The following is a 15,587-nucleotide window of genomic DNA, read 5'->3' as shown; positions in this document are numbered from 1 at the left end:
ATTCGCCGTTTCATCCCCAAGGGAAGCCCGATTAGTGAGGTGAGCGAGAACCAGATTTTGCGGATCCAGCGTTGGATGAACGATTACCCGCGGAAAATTTTGGGTTATGCGACACCACATGATACATTCGTCCAGGCATTCAAGCAAGAACGGTTGGTGGCTTGACCCATTATTCCTTGATAACTATCCTCACTCGGGACATGGCTTCATGTCTGGAAAGCTGGCCTGGGGCCAGAATCGTCTGAAGACTATCATACCTCAGTTCATTATCAAGGCCTCACTGATTTAGAATAACGAGGCAGTTACGGTATCAAACAAATGAGTTACCTGTAGTGGCTAACTTAAACTTGAAATTTATGAAAAGTAAATAAAGCAAAGAAACTTTATTATAGAATCAAAAAACCGGGAGATCTAGCTTCAACGCTAGGTCTCCCGGTTTTTCTTCTATTATAAGGTCGCTAACAGGGCTTCAAACAAATATATGCTTGATTCTGCACCTGGATCAGGTTCACCGATGGAACGGTCACCGTAGTATGAGGCACGTCCTTTAGTGGCTTTGAGTCCGGTTGTTGTTTCACGAGCTTGGTCTAATGTTTCTTGGGTTAAACTGTCTGTTTTCAAGGCTTCTATAGCGGGATGCCATACATCGACCATGGTTTTTTCACCTAGGTCAGCCTTACCACGTTGTTGAATTTTGTCTAATCCGGCAGCAAAGATTTCGCTTAGATCATCTGTCTTCTTCGCAGCGCCAGACATGGCTAGGAAGGCAGAACCGTATAAAGGACCGGATGCGCCACCAATTTTACTCATCAGTGTTTGGGCAACAGTCATGAACAAGGCGGGCACATCAGTAGGTGCCTTTGTTTCAAGGGCTTCTTTGGTTGCAACCGCACCACGGGCCATGTTATTCCCATGGTCACCGTCTCCAATTTTTTGGTCTAAGTCACTTAAATAGGCTTTTTCTTCGATTAATTTATCAAACCAGGGATTTAACCAGGCTAGAACATCAGTTACTTCCATATATATCAATCCTCTCGATTAACTAACCCCAAGCAGCCGTATTCACTGGTGCTTGTAAGGCTGTGATCCATTCTGCATCTTCGCTAGGTACTTTAAGTAGGGTCAATGAGGCACCTTCCATGTCTAGAGATGTCATGAGATTGCCGACTTTGACGAAATCAATTTGCAATCCAGCAGCAGTTAACTGTTCATGGATATCATTCCAGAATAAGTAAAGCTCCATTAACGGCGTACCACCCATACCATTGACGAGGACAGCATAGTGGTCGCCTTCAGCCCAAGCAAATTCTTCATTTAGACGGGCAATCAATTCGGCTGCCATTTCACTGGCAGGTTTAATCTTTTCGCGGCGGTAGCCAGGTTCGCCGTGTATACCAATGCCGTATTCAAATTCGTCGTCCGCGATGTCAAAGCCCGGCTTGCCGACTTCTGGAACAGTAGCTGCTGAGAGGGCAAGACCGATGGATTTGAGGTTGTTATTTACTTTTACAGCGATATCAGCCAGTTCGGTTAGTGATTTGCCTTGGTCGGCGTAGTAACCGATGATTTTGTGCATGAAGACTGTTCCGGCAATGCCACGACGGCCAGCTGTATAAGTGGAATCTTCCATAGCAATGTCGTCGTCTACGATAATAGCTGCTGTTTCGATACCTTCAGCTTCAGCGAATTCTTGGGCGATTTCAAAGTTCATTACGTCACCAGTATAGTTTTTGATTACTAAAAAGACGCCAGCCCCATTGTCTGCAGCTTTGATACCTTCGAAGATTTGGTCAGGTGTTGGAGAGGTAAATACTTCACCGGATACGGCAGCTGATAGCATACCTTTGCCGACGAAACCTGCATGACTTGGTTCGTGACCAGAGCCACCTCCAGAAACGATACCCACGATGTTTGGTGTTTCAACAGTTCGGTACAAGACCTGGGTGTCGGGCACTTGGGCAAGGATATCAGCATGTGCACTGGCTAGCCCTTTGACCATTTGTGTGACAACATCACCGGGTTGATTGATAATTTTTTTCATTGAGATAACCTCCTCAGGTTTTATATATCTATGACAAAAAATTTAACTTTGTTTCTTGACTGCTTGCAGCAATTCCTCTGGTGTACGATCTATGGTCGATTGGACTGCCCCAACATATGCACCTTCCACCAGCGGGCCTTTAACTAGATGGGTGTGGCTTTTAGCGTCATCATCCAGGAAATCGAGGGCGGTTTCAGCGGATAAGACAGCTGAGCCCATGTCGGTGAAGATGAAGATTTCCTTGTCGGGATTGGCAAGAATAGGATCTAGAATTCTGTTGACGGATGTCCCGATTTCGCCATCATCAGTACCTCCAGCGGCGATTACTTCAAATCTGTTATTGTCGTCGGGCACCATGGTTTCTAGCAATTCTTTCAAACCTTCAGTAATCTGTGGGCTGTGTGAAACGAGTATCAGTAAATTTGACATATGCATGAACCTCCAAGTTTTGGTGATATTTCCGTATGCGCTTTCATTATATCAAGAATCTGTACAGACAACAAGCAAGATAGGTGTCGGTGTCTATTGTGATAGGTAGAAACGATTAAAGGTAAACTATTGTCCCTTTTTCTAGATTGTGCTAGGTGTGATAAAATAATACTATCAAGTACAAGTTATGCATAGGAGGATGTAAAATGGTAGATATTTTAAAAGATTATAGCCCTGACCGCTCACAAACGAAAGCAATGAAATGGCATGATTTGCCAGAAAAATTTGGGGCAAGTGATTTAGTCCCAATTTGGATTGCGGATATGGATTTTGCGCCTGCTAAAGAAATAAAAGAAGCCTTGCAAAATTTTGTGGAAGAACAATATTATGGTTACTATTCTGTGCCAGAATCTTACTATACTGCGATTGTTGACTGGACAAAAGCTCAATACAATTATGAAACAAAAGCTGAATGGTACCGATTCGCGCCAGGTGTGTGTACAGGTATTGCCTTTGCACTGCATGCATTTACAAACGAAGGGGACAAGGTATTGATTCAAAACCCTGTCTATAATCCATTCCGTACGGTAATTGAAGAAGCCAACCGCACTTTAGTGATGCAAGATTTATTAGGGGATGACGTTCAAGGCTATACCATTAATTTTGAAGCCATGGAAGATGCCTTTAAACATGACGATATTAAGGCAATCCTATTCTGTTCACCACAAAACCCAACTGGTCGCGTCTGGACAAAAGAAGAATTGACCAAAGTCGTTGATTTATGTAAAGCCTATGACGTGCTATTACTATCAGACGAAATTCACCGTGACTTAATCATGCCAGGGCATGAACATATTGCTATCGGTAACATCGATCCGGACTATGATAACTATGTATTATTCGCATCACCATCTAAAACCTTTAACTTAGCTGGATTAAACCACTCATTCTTAGTGGTACCAAATGCTGAAAAACGTGTAAAATTAGATACTTTCTTACATAGCATTCATCTAACAGGGGGTCAACCAGCTGGATATATCGCAGCAGAAGCTGCCTATACGCATGGTGGTGAATGGTTAGATGCAGTCAATGAAATCATTTGGTCTAACTACAACTTATTGAAAGATACGATTCAAGCAGCCTTACCTGAAGTAACGTTCAGTGATTTAGAGGGTACTTACCTCGCCTGGTTAGATTTAGGTGCCTATGTGAAATCGGCAGATTTAGAAGATATTGTGCAAAATAAAGCCAAGTTAGCTGTCAACTATGGGACTTTATATTGGCCTACAAATGCTGATGATACGCATATTCGTATTAACTTAGCGACAAGACCGGAAATTATCGAAACAGCCGCTAAGAATTTGGTTGCTGCGATTAAGGGCTAAAGTTTCTATTAGGCGAGTAAAGTAAAAAATGTGGTTGAGACTATCAGATCTCAACCACATTTTCGTGTAACTTTTTTCTAATGATATGTTTTCTTACATTATCGACTGTTTAAGTCTTACCTTGCATAGGCGAATTTAACGGAAGGGTTCCACATGGACATCAATGGCGGTGATGTTACCTGTATTTTGCAGTGTAGTTTCCACCACTTCTGTGATATCATGGCCTGCTTGAACCGAGATATGCGGGTCCACGTAAATGGTGATATCGATGTAAATATTGGCACCATAATTACGTCCGCGTATGTCCGCTACAGATATAACGCCGGGGATATCTTCAACGATATGCTTGTATTCGTCAAGTTCTGTTTGCGGGAAACCGTCTGACAAGGCGAAGGCAGAATCCCGAAAGATAACCAAGCCAGATTTCACAATAATTAGCCCAACAATCACGGCCATAGCGCCATCCAACCAAGCAATGCCTGTTCGACTTAAAATAACGGATAAGGCGGTGGCAAAAGAGGTGAGTGCATCGGCTAGATTATCTTTGGCGGATGCTTTCAAACTAGGGCTATTTAATTTTTGCCCGAGCGTATTGTTATACCAGTAAACACCAGACATCACGACGCCGGATGCGAGTCCGATAATCGCGTTGATAGGTGTTGGCGTATCATAGTCCTGGTTGATCAGGGAGATGATAGAGTCTTTGGTTAAGGTAATCCCAATATAGAAAATGACGAAGGACATGATTAAGGTTGTAATGGTTTCAATTTTATAGTGACCATAACGATGGTTTTGGTCGGCTGGACGTTGGGAGAGGATCATGCCAATCAGTAGGGCAATTGATGCGAAGGCATCGGTAAAGTTATTCATCCCATCCGCAAAAACGGCATTTGAATGAAAATTGGCACCAACGAATAATTTGCTAGTCGAAATAATGATATAGGCCGCGATACTTAGATAAATGCCACGTTTTGCTAATTTGGGATTTGCATTATGATTTGAGGTCATCTTGTTTTGGTCATTTACCATTTGAATAAGCTTCCTTTCGATAGATGAATGAAGGCGAAATATTGCCAATATGCAAAAAACGCAATTCTTTATATTATAGTCGCCTACTTCATACATTGCAAGGTATAACCTTAAGAAAATAAGTCAAAAATTTCATGGCATTTTTAACATAAATTTTCATTGACTATTTATGTCAACTAATATAACATGAGATTAAAATACAATTAAAAAATGAATGAAGGTGAATTTGTATGAAGGAAAAAGAACTGCGACGAACCTTAGCTGTTTTCCCCATTGGCACAGTCGTGCAGTTAACGGATTTAACACCTCGACAGATACGTTACTACGAAGAACAAAAGCTGATTAAGCCTAAACGTTCCGAAACGAATCGCCGAATGTATTCCCTTAATGATGTAGATAGACTCCTTGAAATCAAAGATTATTTAAACGAAGGCATGAGTATTCAAGCCATTTACAATACCTATAATCGTCAACATATTCAACCGAAGTCAAGTAACACAAAACAATTAACCGATGAGGATGTAAGACGCATTCTCTATAACGAAATTTTGAACCAGGGTGGCTTTCGAAACACCAACCCGGATCAAGACTACCCAATGAGATAGAGTGCGACTAGAACCGTTCAGCCCTCAACCGGTGGAAGATTAGCGCCCGTGATGACGGAAGACATCGCCAGCTAATCTGAAGTGGGCAGAGGGTTGGTTCTAGGAACACATTTTGATAGAGTGCGACAAGAGGCGTTTAGATTTGAACCGTTGGAAGAAAATGAACTTAAAGCCCGTACTTTGGGATTTAAGGATTTTTCTGAAACGCAGTCAAATCTGCCTCTAGGAACACATTTTGATAGAGTGCGACAAGAGGCGTTTAGATTTGAACCGTTGGAAGAAAATGAACTTAAAGCCCGTACTTTGGGATTTAAGGATTTTTCTGAAACGCAGTCAAATCTGCCTCTAGGAACACATTTTGATAGAGTGCGACAAGAGGCGTTTAGATTTGAACCGTTGGAAGAAAATGAACTTAAAGCCCGTACTTTGGGATTTAAGGATTTTTCTGAAACGCAGTCAAATCTGCCTCTAGGAACACATTTTGATAGAGTGCGACAAGAGGCGTTTAGATTTGAACCGTTGGAAGAAAATGAACTTAAAGCCCGTACTTTGGGATTTAAGGATTTTTCTGAAACGCAGTCAAATCTGCCTCTAGGAACACATTTTGATAGAGTGCGACAAGAGGCGTTTAGATTTGAACCGTTGGAAGAAAATGAACTTAAAGCCCGTACTTTGGGATTTAAGGATTTTTCTGAAACGCAGTCAAATCTGCCTCTAGGAACACATTTTGATAGAGTGCGACAAGAGGCGTTTAGATTTGAACCGTTGGAAGAAAATGAACTTAAAGCCCGTACTTTGGGATTTAAGGATTGTTCTGAAACGCAGTCAAATCTGCCGCTAGGAACACATTTTGATAGAGTATGACAAGAACCGTTGAGCCCTCAACCGGTGGAAAAAACAAAAATCGTGCATATATAATGGAGGAGTTTTCAAATGAATCAAATTAATAAAGATTACCAACGCTTACCAGGCTCTTATTTATTTGCAGAAGTAAAACGTCGTCAAGCAGCTTATGAAGCAGCTAACCCAGACAAGGATGTTATCCGTTTAGGTGTTGGGGATGTTACCTTGCCACTTGCACCAGCAGTTATCGAAGCATTACATAAAGCTGTAGACGAGCAAGCAAATGCTGACACATTCAAAGGTTATGCACCAGATCATGGTTACGATTTCTTACGCGAAGCCATTCAAAAAAATGAATTTGCAGCTCGTGGTGCCGACATTTCCGTAGACGAAATTGTGATTTCTGATGGGGCAAAATCTGACTCCTCAAACATCCAAGAAATCTTTGGCCCAGACATTAAAATTGCCGTTGGTGATCCAGTATATCCCGTTTACGTAGACTCAAACATTATGGCTGGTCGCGGTGGGGACTACAACGAGGAAACTGGTAAATGGTCTGACTTAGTTTACCTATCTGCAACCGCGGAAAATGATTTCAAACCATCATTGCCTACTGAGCATGTGGACCTTGTTTACCTATGTTATCCAAATAACCCAACAGGTACGACTTTAAACACAGCCGACCTACAAGAATGGGTTGACTGGGCGAATGCCAACGACGCAATCCTTATTTTTGACTCAGCGTATGAATCATTCATTACGGAAGACGATGTGCCACATTCAATCTTTGAATTACCAGGCGCGCGTACATGTGCGATTGAGATTCGTTCATTCTCTAAACGTGCTGGTTTCACTGGTTTACGTTTAGGTGCAACGATTATCCCTAAAGAAGTAGAAATCGATGGCGTGTCACTATTAGATATGTGGAAACGTCGTATCTCTACCAAATTCAATGGTGCACCATACATCGTTCAACGTGCAGGTGAAGCAACCTATACAGAAGAAGGTAAAGCGCAACTAGAAGAAAACATCGCTTACTACCGTCGCAACGCAACACTAATCCGCGAAGGTCTAGAAGAAGCAGGTTTCGAAGTCTTCGGTGGTATCAACGCACCATACGTATGGATGAAAACGCCAAACGGCATGGACTCATGGGACTTCTTCGACTACCTATTAGAAACAGTTCAAATCGTTGGTACACCAGGCGTAGGCTTCGGCCCTTCAGGCGCAGGCTACTTCCGTCTAACTGCCTTCAATACCTATGAAAAAACAGCAGAAGCAATCGAACGTATCAAGGGCTTGAAAGCACAAAACGCATAATCAAACTTGGTCATTCTATATTCGCCAACTACCGGTACTTCTCCTACAAGGGATGTATCGGTTCTTTTTCTTGTCCTCGTGTTCGTTAATTTCGATTAAAAGTGGGCGAATAATCGGAATTTCCTCAAGGGTAAAGTGTGATAAGATTAGACAATAACCCTTGAGGGAAAAGGATGGGCGTTTTGTTTTATGAAGAAAAGTATTTGGATTACTTCGGCAATCGCACTTATACTAGCCGGATGTGGCAACGCTGATGCCCAAGAAACGGTAACGGTAGCTTCACGTGGTTCAGACGTGGATACATGGGAGTTCATTGCGGATTCCGACGCAGTTAAGGAGGCAGACCTAGCTATTGAAGTGGTTTCTATGGAGGGGGATGGCGTTCAAACCAACCAAGCAACCGCAGAACAGGAAGTTGATGTAAATGCCTTCCAAAACCTAAGCTACATGTATACATTTAATGAAAATTCAGATACCAAATTAGTACCCATCGCAACAACATATCGTGAACCAATGGGTGTATATTCAGATAAATATGAAGACATCTCTGAAGTAAGTGAAGGTGATTCGGTATCAGTAGGGGTCAATAGCGCCACACAAGCCCGTCAATTGTTGGTATTGCAGGGCGCAGGGTTAATCACCTTGTCAGATGACTTTGACCCAGACAAAGGAACAGTAGAGGATATTACTGAAAATCCCTTGAATTTAGCATTTGTTCAAATAGATGAACTACAATTGGCACGCAGTTTGCAAGACGTTGATTTCTCGGTAATCGGTAACACCTTAGCGTTAGAAGCTGGTTTAAATGTCACTAAGGATGCTATATATATAGAAGAATTAGACGAAAATACAAACGGGACGATCAATGTTATCGCTACAGTAGCCGATAGAGCTGATGATGAAACCCTACAAAAATTAGGTGATTTATATCATAGCGACGAAGTGCAAAAATTTGTAGCAGAAGAATTCGAAGGTACTAAAATTGAAGTAGAAGTACCAGTGGCAGATGTGTGGACAGGAGAATAAACCAAGATGGAACGGTGCAAATCATTTTTATATGGATTTGTGTCGTTTTTTTCATAATTTGTAGCAAAAAATAGCATATCTAGGTCATATAATGAGTAAACTTTAATGAAAAAGGTAGGCAAATTTTGCAATGACGGTTTTTTAAAACTGGAAAAGTGACATTTTCACTTCAATAGAAAGCCCTATTTTGTAATAAACTAGACAAGTTGTCTGCTTTCGAAAGCAAAAATGCATTTTGCTGACACTTCATCCCACAAAAAATGGTTATTATTGCAATAAAATGACGCATTTTGGCATAAAATGGTTACTTTACTGTAATTTTTGATTGTATTTGCTTGTTTTTACGCATATACTTGTAAACGGATACACATGTCCAAATTTTTTTAGGGAGGTTTAACAATGATAGGAATTATTTTGGCGAGTCACGGTAAGTTCGCAGAAGGTATTAAACAATCTGCTGAAATGATTTTCGGAGCACAAGAAAATCTGCAGGCAGTTACATTTATGCCTGAAGAAGGTCCAGAAGATTTGCGTGCGCACTTGTTGGAAGCTGTAGAATCTTTCGATGACGCGTTACAAATCCTGTTTTTAGTCGATTTATGGGGAGGTTCTCCATTTAATCAGGCAAATATCATTCATGAAGAAATGCCAGAACGTACGGCAATTGTGAGTGGTTTAAATTTACCAATGTTACTTGAAGCGTTGGGACAACGTTTTGGTTCAGATGAGGTTGAAGCAGTTGCAAAACATATCTTATCTCGTGAAGTATCTGGTATCCGTGTGAAACCAGAAGCATTTGGTGAAGGTATTGATGAGGCCCCAGCGGCAGCAGAAGCTACTGAAAGCAATGTAGGTACTTTAGCACCAGGAACTGTTCTAGGCGATGGCAAAATCAAATACGTATTAGCTCGTGTAGATACGCGTTTATTACATGGTCAAGTTGCGACTGGTTGGGTACGTTCTGTAAACCCTAACCGTATTATTGTCGTTTCTGACAAAGTAGCACATGACGATATGCGTAAATCATTGATTCAACAAGCAGCACCAAATGGCGTGCGTGCGAATACAATTCCAGTTTCTAAATTAGCTGAAATTGACAAGGATCCTCGTTTTGGTAATACGAAGGCATTATTATTATTTGAAACACCAGACGATGTATTAGCAGCTGTTGAAGCTGGCGTTGACATTAAAGAAGTTAACCTAGGTTCTATGGCCCATTCAAAAGGTAAGACAATGATTTCTCGCTCATTATCAGTAGACGAACATGACGTTGAAACTTTACGTAAATTGCAAGATTTAGGCGTGAAATTCGATGTTCGTAAAGTACCTACTGACAGTGACGAAAACTTAGAAAAATTATTGAAAAACAATAACTTAATTTAAAAAAGGAGGTCGACAACAACATGGATATTTCTATTTTTGCAGCAATCGCTATTTGTATTATTGCATTATTCGCAGGTTTTGAAAGTGTGTTGGACTCATTCCAATTACACCAACCAATCATTGTTTGTACGTTAATTGGTCTTGTAACTGGTAACTTAACTGAAGGTTTATTATTAGGTGGTCAATTACAATTAATCGCCCTAGGTTGGATGAACATTGGTGCAGCGCAAGCGCCCGATGCAGCCTTAGCAGGTGTAATCGCAGGTATCTTAGTATTAACTAAAGGTGCTAGCGTTTCAGAAGGTATCGCAATTGCCGTACCATTAGCAATCGCTGGTCAAGTATTAACAATTTTTGTTCGTACAATGACTGTAGGTTTAGCTCACTACGCTGATGGCCAAGCAGAAAAAGGGTCAATCGCAGGTGTAGAATCTGCCAACTTGATGGCCTTAGGTTTACAAGGTTTACGTGTTATGATCCCAGCAATCGCTACATTAGCTTTACCAGCTACAGCAATCCAAGGTGCTTTAAATGCAATTCCTGACTGGATTACTGGTGGTTTAGCTGTTGGTGGTGGTATGATCGTTGCCGTTGGTTACGCAATGGTTATCAACATGATGGCTACAAAAACAACATGGCCATTCTTCTTTATTGGTTTCGCTTTAGCAGCGGTAACTGAATTGAACTTGGTAGCTATGGGTATCATTGGTTTATCATTAGCATTAATCTATATTGAATTATCTCCACAATTTAACGGTGGTTCTGGCTCAGGCTCAGGTGGTTCTGGTTCAGTTGATGCTCAATTAGATGCTATCTTAGAAGACTATTAAGGAGGGGTAGACATGACTGAAGAAACAACAAACCGCATAACTTTAACTAAAAGAGACCGCATGAAAGCAAACTGGCGTCTAACTTTCGTCCAAGCTTCATGGAACTACGAACGTATGCATAACGTGGGTTGGGCTTATGTTCTTGCCCCTGCAATCAAAAAATTATATACAACTAAAGAAGATCGTGTCGCAGCTTTACAACGTCACTTGGAATTTATCAACTCTCATCCATATGTAGAAGCACCAATCTTAGGTGTAACCTTAGCGATGGAAGAAGAAAAAGCAAATGGTACTGAAATTGAAGACCAAGCAATCCAAGGGGTTAAAGTTGGTATGATGGGTCCTTTAGCTGGTGTTGGTGACCCAATCTTCTGGGGTACTTTACGTCCAGTATTAGGTGCCTTCGCAGCATCTCTAGCATTGAGCCAATCAATCCTAGGTCCAATCTTATTCTTCGTATTATGGAACTTAATTCGTGTTGCCTTTACTTGGTACACACAAGAGTTGGGTTACCGTGCAGGTTCTGAAATTACAAAAGACTTGTCTGGTGGTATTATTCAAAAAATCACTGTTGGGGCTTCAATCTTAGGTATGTTTGTAATGGGTGTCTTGGTACCTCGTTGGACATCTATGAACTTCCCAGTGAAAATCTCTGAAGTAACAAACTCTGCAGACAACATGGTAAACTTAGACGGTTTAGCTGAAGCAGCAAATACTAACTCAGTAACAGCTGATTCATTACGTGAAGTAATCAACCAAATTACATCTGGTAAATTAATCAACCCAACTTCAGTAACTACTTTGGGCGATGTATTTAACCAATTGTTACCAGGTATGATGCCATTAATCTTAACATTAACATGTATGTACCTATTAAAACGTAAAGTAAGTGCAACTACCTTAATCTTCGCTATCTTTGTGGTTGGTATTGTATTATACGTTTTAGGAATCATGGGCTAGAATGGTTCAACAACTAAATACTGAAGTCGAGTTCGTGTCCAAGGCAAATGCCATGCTGAATCCCTTAAGTCCTAAACCAGGTTTACTCATGGTAGGGGACAAGGGGGTTGAGTATGTTGCCGAGGCCGGACCAGGCTTTATCCAAATTCCATGGGTTAACATCAAGCGCATCCGCGTACAGATGTTCTTCAAAGGACGTTACGTCCGCGGTTTCTATTTTGAAACTGATGAAGGTCAACTCCTGGAATTTGTTGTCGATGAAGCCAAAGATAGCTTGCGAGCAATGCGTAAGCATTTGCCTCGGGAGAAATTCGTCGCACAACAAAGTAATCTGGCTAGTATGTTCAAGAATCCTTTTAAGAAAAAGAAGCAAAACAACAACGAGGAGTAATTCATGATACAAGAACCAATATTCTTACAAGCCTACCTAGAAGAAAAAATTTGGGGCGGTCAAAAGTTACAAACACAATTTGGCATGGACATTCCTTCTGAGCATACAGGTGAAGCCTGGGTGATTTCAGGTCATGAACACGGCCAATCGATTGTTACGTCACCGGAAGCTTATAAAGGCCTAAAACTTGCGGATTTATATCAGCAAGCGCCTGATATTTTTGGTGGACAAGCAGCAGACCGTTTCCCCTTACTAATCAAAATCATTGACGCCAAGGAAGATTTATCTGTCCAAGTGCATCCAGATGATGCATACGGCTTAGCTCATGAGAATGATTTAGGTAAGACAGAATGTTGGTATATCATGGATGCAGATCCAGGTGCTTATTTGATTTATGGCCACAATGCAGCTGATAAGCAAGCCTTCCTAGATATGGTTGCCAACAACCAATGGGATGACTTGCTACGCAAGGTACCTGTCAAAGCGGGCGATTTCTTCGCTGTGCCAGCGGGTACGATTCATGCGATTGGTGGTGGCGTCTTGATTTTAGAAACGCAACAAAGTTCTAACACGACTTATCGTGTATATGATTATGGACGCAAGGATGCAGCGGGCAATGAACGTGATTTACACATCCAACAATCAGCGGATGTCACCATTTTTCCACATGTGGATACCAAACCAACAGCTGAATTAACGAAGCTCGAGGGTGGCACTAGCTATGATTACTGGACGAATGACTACTTTGCGGTATTTAAATGGACCGTTACAGATGAAATGCGTTTGGATCTTTCGCGTGCGTATCAATTATGTACCGTGATTGAAGGGGCTGGCCAAATCACTGTTGGTGATCAAAGTTGGTCCATTCAAGCACCTGATGCCTTCATCTTGCCAAGTGACTTATCACAAGTCACTTTATCAGGAGATATGGCTTTGATGGTAGCGGAGGAACGCTAAATCGATGACAATATTGGAAGAGGTTGGGACATGTCCCGACCTCTTTTTATTTGGGCAGAATTTTGGTGCGCATTTCAGTGAAAAAAGTTATGATGAACGTATGAATGTATTGAAAATATGGCTGTAATAAATGGAGGCATCATGATGAAAGACCAATCAGTATGGATCGAGCATTTTAATATGGAAGGTCACGATGAGGGCGGATATTTTTACCAAGTGCTAAAATCTGACGAACGAGTGCAACTAGAAGGCCAAGCGGAACGTGCCTTATACACAAGTATTTATTTCTGCTGACGAGTGATAATCCGTCACGTTTGCACCGTTTAACTGCGGATGAGGTTTGGTATTACCATTATGGTAGTCCACTGACGGTTCATATGATTACACCTGAAGGTAATTATGAAACCATCAAACTTGGCTTAGATGTTGAAGATGGTCAAGTACTACAAGCAGTCGTGCCCAAAAATACGATTTTCGGATCTAGTGTGGAAGATACGGATACATATTCATTAGTATCTTGTATGGTGAGCCCTGGATTTGAGTATGAGGATTTTGAATTATTTACGCGTACGGAGTTGATTGAAAAATATCCCGACTATCAGGAAATGATTGAAAAGTTAACTTTACCAGATGCAGAATAGTTTTATAACATTTAAGTTATTGAAAAGGCAAGGGAGATGTAAAATTAGCACTCTGTTGACAACAGTGATAATTGAGTATATAATATAAGTGTAGTAAGAAATAAGGTACATACGAATAGAAAGGAAATGTGTTATGGGATTTTTACCAACTATGAACAATAATAGAGGGTTAGGTCGTAACTTTTTCAATGATGATTTCTTCGATAGTATGATGGATACACGGAGAATGATCAAAACTGATATTCGTGAAACAGACAATGCTTATATTCTAGATGCAGAATTGCCTGGATTCAATAAAGAGGATATCAACATTGATTACAGCAATAATGTCCTAACGATAGCTGCAAATAAAGAGACAACTAACGAAGAGAAAGACGAAAAAGAAGGAACTTATATTCGTCGTGAACGATCTAGTCAATCCTTTATCCGTCAATTCTTAGTTGAACATATCAAACATGAAGACATTGACGCTTCATTTGAAAATGGCGTCTTAACAGTCACCATGCCAAAAGCAGCCGACAAAGAAACAAATTGTCACCGCATTGAAATTAACTAATAAGGATTTATACACTAGGGGCCTTGCGAGAAAGGGTCCCTGGTTTTTTTTTGAAAGGAAATAGTGCTTGAGTGAAGTGGTTTAGGGATTCCTAATGAACTTATCGCAAAAAGTCATCAACTTTCCCAATATATTCACAAATTCTTCAAAAATATCGCCTATTATATAAGCATACCCAATAAAGGCTGTGAACGCGGACGTTTAGACAAGTATGTCTGAAGTGGAGACCTGTCTGCCCAGGCGAACGCAACTAAACAAACCAAACAAACTTTTCTTCATAAAATCTTTCTCCTCCCAAATGAAAGATAAATAGTAAAAACGAGTCGCCTACCCAGCGACTCGTTTTTTTTATGCCTTCATTTGTCTAATTAGAGCAACACCGTTTTATAAAAAATTTCATTCGGATAAACCCTATTTTAAACGCGGGCGATGAAGTTGAAGTGACGGCCTTTTGTTTTGTCTAATCGATATGAAAAACCGTCGGCCATGACATAGGTGTCTTGGTCGGAAGGGCGAATATTATCGGCCAGGAAACCTACGCGTTTGAGTTGTTCGATGACGGTGGCTTGGTTATCTACCAAGAATTTTCCGCGCGTTTCATCCCATTTTATAAAGTCATCAGCGTAACCGAGGGCTTTGAATTGATCAGCAACATCTTGGTCAACTTCAAATGACGTTTGACTGATAGAGGGCCCTAGAATGGCTTTCACTGAACCCATGTAGAAATCTTCATCTGCTGCTTTGATTTGGGCAAAGGTTTGCGACACGATGTCTTGGACGGTACCTTTCCAGCCAGAGTGAATGGCGCCAATCAAATCTGTCCGTTCGTCATAGAAAAGGACAGGCACGCAATCGGCGGTGAATACGCCAATAACGGCATTCTTTTCATAGGTATAGACGGCATCGACGTCATCGATGGCAGATGTGGTGTCTCTGCTGCCTCGACCTAGGTCACTAGTGGTGACGAGGTGTGCATTTTTGGAATGGGTTTGGTTGGCAAATACGAAGCGATTGGCTGGCAGCTTAAGGTCTGCGGCTAGTTTTTCACGATTGGTAATAATCATTTCGGGATCATCGCCAGTGTGTAGGGCTAGGTTACCGGATAGGGCGAGTGTGTCGTCTTTTAGGGTGGTGCCGGCGATAATATCTTCGGGTAGCTTATCGTATTGAATGTACATGTGTATCATCCTT

Annotated in this window: 16 protein-coding genes and 2 pseudogenes; 13 read left to right on the top strand and 5 right to left on the bottom strand. The window is 41.2% G+C overall.

Translation table 11 applies throughout. The features are described from left to right. Nucleotides 1–165: pseudogene (locus EF384_RS09815) on the top strand (IS30 family transposase); the annotation flags it as partial. Nucleotides 166–447: 282 nt separating this feature from the next. On the opposite strand, the gene dhaL reads toward EF384_RS09815, so the two are convergent. From dhaL to dhaM, 3 genes are read right to left on the bottom strand one after another with little or no spacing between them, the layout of a single operon-like run. Further along, the gene (gene dhaL, locus EF384_RS03595) at nucleotides 448–1,020 is read right to left on the bottom strand and encodes a dihydroxyacetone kinase subunit DhaL (RefSeq protein WP_123779621.1); all 573 of its coding nucleotides are present in this window, start codon (nucleotides 1,018–1,020) and stop codon (nucleotides 448–450) included. Nucleotides 1,021–1,042: 22 nt separating this feature from the next. Further along, nucleotides 1,043–2,041, bottom strand: a complete 999-nt coding sequence (dhaK, locus tag EF384_RS03590; protein WP_123779620.1) for a dihydroxyacetone kinase subunit DhaK — start codon at nucleotides 2,039–2,041, stop codon at nucleotides 1,043–1,045. Between the two features lie 42 nt (nucleotides 2,042–2,083). Next, on the bottom strand, nucleotides 2,084–2,470 hold the full coding sequence (gene dhaM / locus EF384_RS03585; RefSeq protein WP_123779619.1) for a dihydroxyacetone kinase phosphoryl donor subunit DhaM: 387 nt from the start codon (nucleotides 2,468–2,470) through the stop codon (nucleotides 2,084–2,086). Between the two features lie 206 nt (nucleotides 2,471–2,676). Between dhaM and EF384_RS03580 the strand changes: the two genes are divergently transcribed. Then, on the top strand, nucleotides 2,677–3,855 hold the full coding sequence (locus EF384_RS03580) for a MalY/PatB family protein (protein WP_123779618.1): 1,179 nt from the start codon (nucleotides 2,677–2,679) through the stop codon (nucleotides 3,853–3,855). Between the two features lie 135 nt (nucleotides 3,856–3,990). Here the strand turns inward: EF384_RS03580 and EF384_RS03575 are convergent, their stop codons facing one another. After that, nucleotides 3,991–4,884, bottom strand: a complete 894-nt coding sequence (locus EF384_RS03575) for a cation diffusion facilitator family transporter (protein WP_233570026.1) — start codon at nucleotides 4,882–4,884, stop codon at nucleotides 3,991–3,993. 230 nt (nucleotides 4,885–5,114) lie between these two features. Between EF384_RS03575 and EF384_RS03570 the strand changes: the two genes are divergently transcribed. The 11 genes and pseudogenes from EF384_RS03570 to EF384_RS03520 all read left to right on the top strand — a co-directional run bounded on the left by EF384_RS03570 (nucleotide 5,115) and on the right by EF384_RS03520 (nucleotide 14,396). Beyond that, nucleotides 5,115–5,489, top strand: a complete 375-nt coding sequence (locus EF384_RS03570) for a MerR family transcriptional regulator (RefSeq protein ID WP_123779617.1) — start codon at nucleotides 5,115–5,117, stop codon at nucleotides 5,487–5,489. A gap of 93 nt (nucleotides 5,490–5,582) precedes the next feature. Continuing rightward, nucleotides 5,583–6,353 (top strand): hypothetical protein, encoded by a 771-nt coding sequence (locus EF384_RS03565; RefSeq protein WP_148076697.1) that lies wholly within the window; start codon nucleotides 5,583–5,585, stop codon nucleotides 6,351–6,353. A gap of 69 nt (nucleotides 6,354–6,422) precedes the next feature. Then, nucleotides 6,423–7,652, top strand: a complete 1,230-nt coding sequence (locus tag EF384_RS03560) for an LL-diaminopimelate aminotransferase (RefSeq protein ID WP_123779615.1) — start codon at nucleotides 6,423–6,425, stop codon at nucleotides 7,650–7,652. Between the two features lie 189 nt (nucleotides 7,653–7,841). Further along, nucleotides 7,842–8,678, top strand: a complete 837-nt coding sequence (locus EF384_RS03555; protein WP_123779614.1) for a MetQ/NlpA family ABC transporter substrate-binding protein — start codon at nucleotides 7,842–7,844, stop codon at nucleotides 8,676–8,678. Nucleotides 8,679–9,077: 399 nt separating this feature from the next. Next, entirely contained in the window at nucleotides 9,078–10,061 is a 984-nt protein-coding gene (locus tag EF384_RS03550) for a mannose/fructose/sorbose PTS transporter subunit IIA (protein WP_123779613.1), read from the top strand. A gap of 20 nt (nucleotides 10,062–10,081) precedes the next feature. Then, nucleotides 10,082–10,891 (top strand): mannose/fructose/sorbose family PTS transporter subunit IIC, encoded by an 810-nt coding sequence (locus tag EF384_RS03545; RefSeq protein WP_123779612.1) that lies wholly within the window; start codon nucleotides 10,082–10,084, stop codon nucleotides 10,889–10,891. 12 nt (nucleotides 10,892–10,903) lie between these two features. Beyond that, on the top strand, nucleotides 10,904–11,851 hold the full coding sequence (locus EF384_RS03540) for a PTS system mannose/fructose/sorbose family transporter subunit IID (protein WP_123779611.1): 948 nt from the start codon (nucleotides 10,904–10,906) through the stop codon (nucleotides 11,849–11,851). Nucleotide 11,852: 1 nt separating this feature from the next. Further along, a complete protein-coding gene (locus tag EF384_RS03535; protein WP_123779610.1) occupies nucleotides 11,853–12,242 on the top strand; it encodes a DUF956 family protein in 390 nt (129 codons plus the stop codon). Between the two features lie 6 nt (nucleotides 12,243–12,248). After that, the gene (locus EF384_RS03530; RefSeq protein WP_123779623.1) at nucleotides 12,249–13,199 is read left to right on the top strand and encodes a type I phosphomannose isomerase catalytic subunit; all 951 of its coding nucleotides are present in this window, start codon (nucleotides 12,249–12,251) and stop codon (nucleotides 13,197–13,199) included. Between the two features lie 141 nt (nucleotides 13,200–13,340). After that, nucleotides 13,341–13,840: pseudogene (locus tag EF384_RS03525) on the top strand (cupin domain-containing protein). Between the two features lie 133 nt (nucleotides 13,841–13,973). Next, nucleotides 13,974–14,396 (top strand): Hsp20/alpha crystallin family protein, encoded by a 423-nt coding sequence (locus EF384_RS03520; protein WP_123779609.1) that lies wholly within the window; start codon nucleotides 13,974–13,976, stop codon nucleotides 14,394–14,396. A 416-nt stretch (nucleotides 14,397–14,812) separates the two neighbouring features. On the opposite strand, the gene pgeF is transcribed toward EF384_RS03520, so the two are convergent. After that, the gene (gene pgeF, locus EF384_RS03515) at nucleotides 14,813–15,574 is read right to left on the bottom strand and encodes a peptidoglycan editing factor PgeF (protein WP_233570024.1); all 762 of its coding nucleotides are present in this window, start codon (nucleotides 15,572–15,574) and stop codon (nucleotides 14,813–14,815) included. Between the last annotated feature and the right edge of the window lie 13 nt (nucleotides 15,575–15,587).

The organism is Aerococcus agrisoli (assembly GCF_003797145.1).
Classification (GTDB): Bacteria; Bacillota; Bacilli; order Lactobacillales; family Aerococcaceae; genus Aerococcus; species Aerococcus agrisoli.
This window is presented reverse-complemented; position numbering and strand designations above follow the sequence as displayed.